Genomic DNA, 3695 nt, shown 5'->3' on the forward strand with positions numbered 1-3695 from the left:
AAAAAAACAACAAAATAACCGCCATTTGCGTGGTGATTTTTGAATGCAGCGCATCAATTAACGCTTTTTGAACAGCGCTTACCCAAGAAACCCTATTATTCAGATGATTTATCCAATGGCCTGAGCATTATTGCTGCTAAAAAAGCCGTTAAATCTCGCTATATTCAACACAATGGCCCGACGCATAAGCATTGGCTAGTGTTCGATGTAGATCGTTTTGATGCCACGATGTGCTGGGATGATTTGGGCGCTCCAGCCCCCAACATCGTTGCAACTAACCGCGAAAATGGTCACGCGCATTTAATTTATGGCTTAGAAATCCCAGTTCGTACAGCTCCAGACGGTAGCAGCAAAGCTTTACGCTATGCAGCAGCCGTAGAAGCCGCTTTAAGAGCGAAATTAGGAGCAGATGAGGGATATACAGGGCTAATTTGCAAAAACCCGTTAAATCCTCATTGGCTAGTTTCTACGTGGGAGCCAAATCTCTACACACTCGATTGGTTAGCTGACTACCTCGATTTAAGCGCCTACAGCGGCTCTAAGCGGCTTTTGGGCAATGGCCTAGGCCGTAACTGCAATCTATTCGATTATCTCTCTAAGTGGGCGTTTAAGGCCATTAGGCAGGGGTATCCGCAGTATGACCGCTGGCTTGAAGCCGTTTTAACCCGCGCTCAGGCATATAACAACAAGGAGTTTACGTCACCGTTGCCACTATCCGAGGTTAAAGCCACGGCTAAATCTGTTGCAAAATTCACACATAAAAACTTCAGTGCAGCGGGATTTAGCGCATGGCAAGCCAGACAAGGCGCTAAGGGTGGTAGGAAATCAAAGGGTGGCGGTAGGCCATTAATAAGCGGAGATAAGGCCACATTGATTCCTATGGTGCTAAAAATGAAGTCCAAGGGGTATTCAAACCGTATGATTGCAGAGGATCTTAAAATATCGGCTAGTACGGTCAGTCTTTATCTCAAGCATGAAATCTAGTGATCGAAACAAGCCATATCAGATAATAGCCCCTTTAGGGGTGCTTTTGCTCTGCTAGACAATACCTACCCAAGAAGTGATCGAATAAGCCATATCAGATAATAGCCCTACAGGGGTGTTTTTGCTCTTCTAGACAACACACAGCAAAAGAAGCGATCGCGAAAACAAGCCATATCAGATAATAGCCCCGTTTATCGTCACTGTTACTTAAATAGTATTCCTCCAATACATATCAAGAAAATAAGAAAATCATTCGTACTCGCTGGACTAGCGATTGAGCAGCTTGCCTGCGACATGAGCCTAGTCAGCAAACAAGCAAAGCGCGTTAGTTTTCCCGCCTAAATATATATCAAATAAAGTAACTGTTACCTTATCCTTGCTAAATAATGATGACCGATTTATACTATCTTTCGTGCTTTAAGCCAGCATACACAGAGTGCCCTACAGTCGCTGCGCTCCTTTGGTCATCTGTGTGTCTGGTTCAGGGGTGATAAATCCCCCCCGAAACCCCCTAAAAGCACAATCTAAACCTTAACCTTTATCGTAACTGTTACTCAAAAGGATGCACAGAATGAAAGATACATTAGATGATCGGACTGTGGATTTTATCCCGCAAAAACCTAAACGTGGCCGCCCATCAACTGGCCGCGCAATGACCGCAGCCGAAAAGCAAGCAGCCTATCGTGCTCGAAAAGCAGCCTTAACTGTAACAGTTACCTTTAACCGTGAGGACATCAACACGCTAAAGCGTTTGATTGGTAATCCAGACCCAAGCCTAAACCTTGATGAAGCGACCATTGAGCGATTGATGGAAGCCGTATTTCAGGCGGCTAAGTGATGGAAAAGCGCACACGAGTCATTAAGATCCGCTGCACTGATGCTGAATACGACACGCTAGTTGAACGCTCGACAAAACTGCGTCTTGCAGAGTGGATTCGTGAGACATGCTTAGGCGTTCCAGCGAAACGAGCCGCCCCGCTTCCCACGGTCAGCCCAGAGCTACAACGTCAATTAACCGGTATCGGAAACAATTTAAACCAGATAGCCAGAGCCGTTAACCGCAGTCAGTGGAGCAGTATCGACAAAAGTCGCGTCATTACTGAGCTTGTGAGCATTGAAAGGCGCCTAGCTGAAATAAAAAAGGGGCATTCAAATGATTGTTAAATTCCATGCGCGTGGCTCAGGTGTAGGTAGTGGCCCGATTGATTATTTGCTAGGTCGTGACCGCCAACGCGATGGTGCAACGCTCGATAGAGGTGATCCAGAGGCGATCATGGCCATCATTGATGCCAGCCCGTATGCAAAAAAATATACATCAGGTGTTTTGTCATTTTCTGAACCTGATTTAGACCGCGAATCTAAAGACAAAATCATGTCAGATTTTGAAAAAATGATGTTCCCAGGCCTGGATGCAGATCAATACGCTTGTATGTGGGTTGAGCATCGAGACAAAGACCGCTTGGAACTTAACTTTGTTGTACCGAATATCGAGCTACAGAGCGGTAAACGCTTGCAGCCTTGGTATCATAAACGCGATTTAAAACGGGTTAATAACTGGAAAAACATTACTAATCACACCTACAAATTGACCGACCCTGACAGCCCGTTAAACCACCGTTCACTGGTCACGCCTCGTAACCTACCAGAAAACCGAAAAGTGGCCGCAGAAACGATTACAAACAGCCTCATGACGGTTATGTCGAACGGATTAATCACTAATCGCGCAGATGTTGTTAAAACGCTATCTGATGCGGGTTTCACGGTCGCAAGAGAAACCAAAAATTCAATATCAATTGCTGATCCAGATGGCGGCAAAAACATACGGCTCAAAGGGGCTATTTATGAACGAGATTTTAAATTTAGCGAAGAAACTGGAGCAGCAATCGAACGAGCAGCTAAAGCTTACGAAGCAGCGACTGATCAACGAATTCAACGAGCACACCAAGAGCTTGCAGAAGGAATTAAAAGGCTCTCAGAGCATAATCAGCGCAGATATCCACGCATTGACGCAGGAATTACGCGATCAAGCGTCAACCATGCGGTTAACAGCCCTCAGCACATGGGCTTACTTGTTTCTAGCGATAATAATGACTCTAATCTTGAGCTATGGAGTCCTCTGGTATCAAGGCAATCAGATAGCCGAGAACCTAGCCGCGATAGAGCAACAAAATCAGACCTTGAAATCGTTACAGAATCAAACGTTCGGGATAGCGACACACACGAGCAAAGAAGGCGAGCGTTTCATTCTGCTACCGAACGGCTGGAAAGCAGATCTCAATTGGACGGTGGGCAAGCAAAGCGCAATCAAATTGGAGAAAAATTAAATGACAGAATTAGAGTCACAGTTACTGAAATCTGTAACAGAATATCAGAAGCAGCAAGAGCAGCAGCAGGCGGGATTGTCGAGCAGCTACAAAGCTTTGCAGCAAATGTTCACAACTACGTCAGCAGAGAATCAAGAACTCAAAACGCAGGTGAAGATCTTGTCACAGCAGGTGAACGGATTGGAATTGCAACTCGGCAGATTAATGAAATTGCTAACAAAATAGCGATGAAAAACGATCTTGAAAATGATCATGGATTGCGCATGTGAAATGGCGTAATCTATTGCCATAAAAACAAAAACCCCGATTCGTACAAATCAACTTGGCGGAAGATATACGAAATCAGGGTTTAGGAATAATCCTAGGGAAATCTTATCACATGATCAT

At 45.0% G+C, this 3695-nt stretch carries 4 protein-coding genes and 1 pseudogene; all 5 read left to right on the forward strand.

Translation table 11 applies throughout. The features are described from left to right. The first annotated feature begins 39 nt into the window (after positions 1-39). A complete protein-coding gene (locus NE536_RS22480; protein WP_261274076.1) occupies positions 40-984 on the forward strand; it encodes a replication initiation protein in 945 nt (314 codons plus the stop codon). A gap of 571 nt (positions 985-1555) precedes the next feature. Further along, positions 1556-1822, forward strand: a complete 267-nt coding sequence (locus tag NE536_RS22485; protein ID WP_261274077.1) for a hypothetical protein — start codon at positions 1556-1558, stop codon at positions 1820-1822. Continuing rightward, a complete protein-coding gene (locus NE536_RS22490; protein WP_261274078.1) occupies positions 1822-2148 on the forward strand; it encodes a MobC family plasmid mobilization relaxosome protein in 327 nt (108 codons plus the stop codon). Before NE536_RS22485 ends, NE536_RS22490 begins: the two co-directional genes overlap by 1 nt. 109 nt (positions 2149-2257) lie before the next feature. Beyond that, a pseudogene (locus NE536_RS23030) lies at positions 2258-2524 on the forward strand (relaxase/mobilization nuclease domain-containing protein); the annotation flags it as partial. Positions 2525-2825: 301 nt separating this feature from the next. After that, complete coding sequence (locus NE536_RS23035; protein ID WP_425347547.1) at positions 2826-3308, forward strand: MbeB family mobilization protein; 483 nt, start codon at positions 2826-2828, stop codon at positions 3306-3308. The last annotated feature ends 387 nt before the right edge of the window (positions 3309-3695 follow it).

Source organism: Shewanella septentrionalis (assembly GCF_025370265.1).
Lineage (GTDB): Bacteria > Pseudomonadota > Gammaproteobacteria > Enterobacterales > Shewanellaceae > Shewanella > Shewanella hafniensis.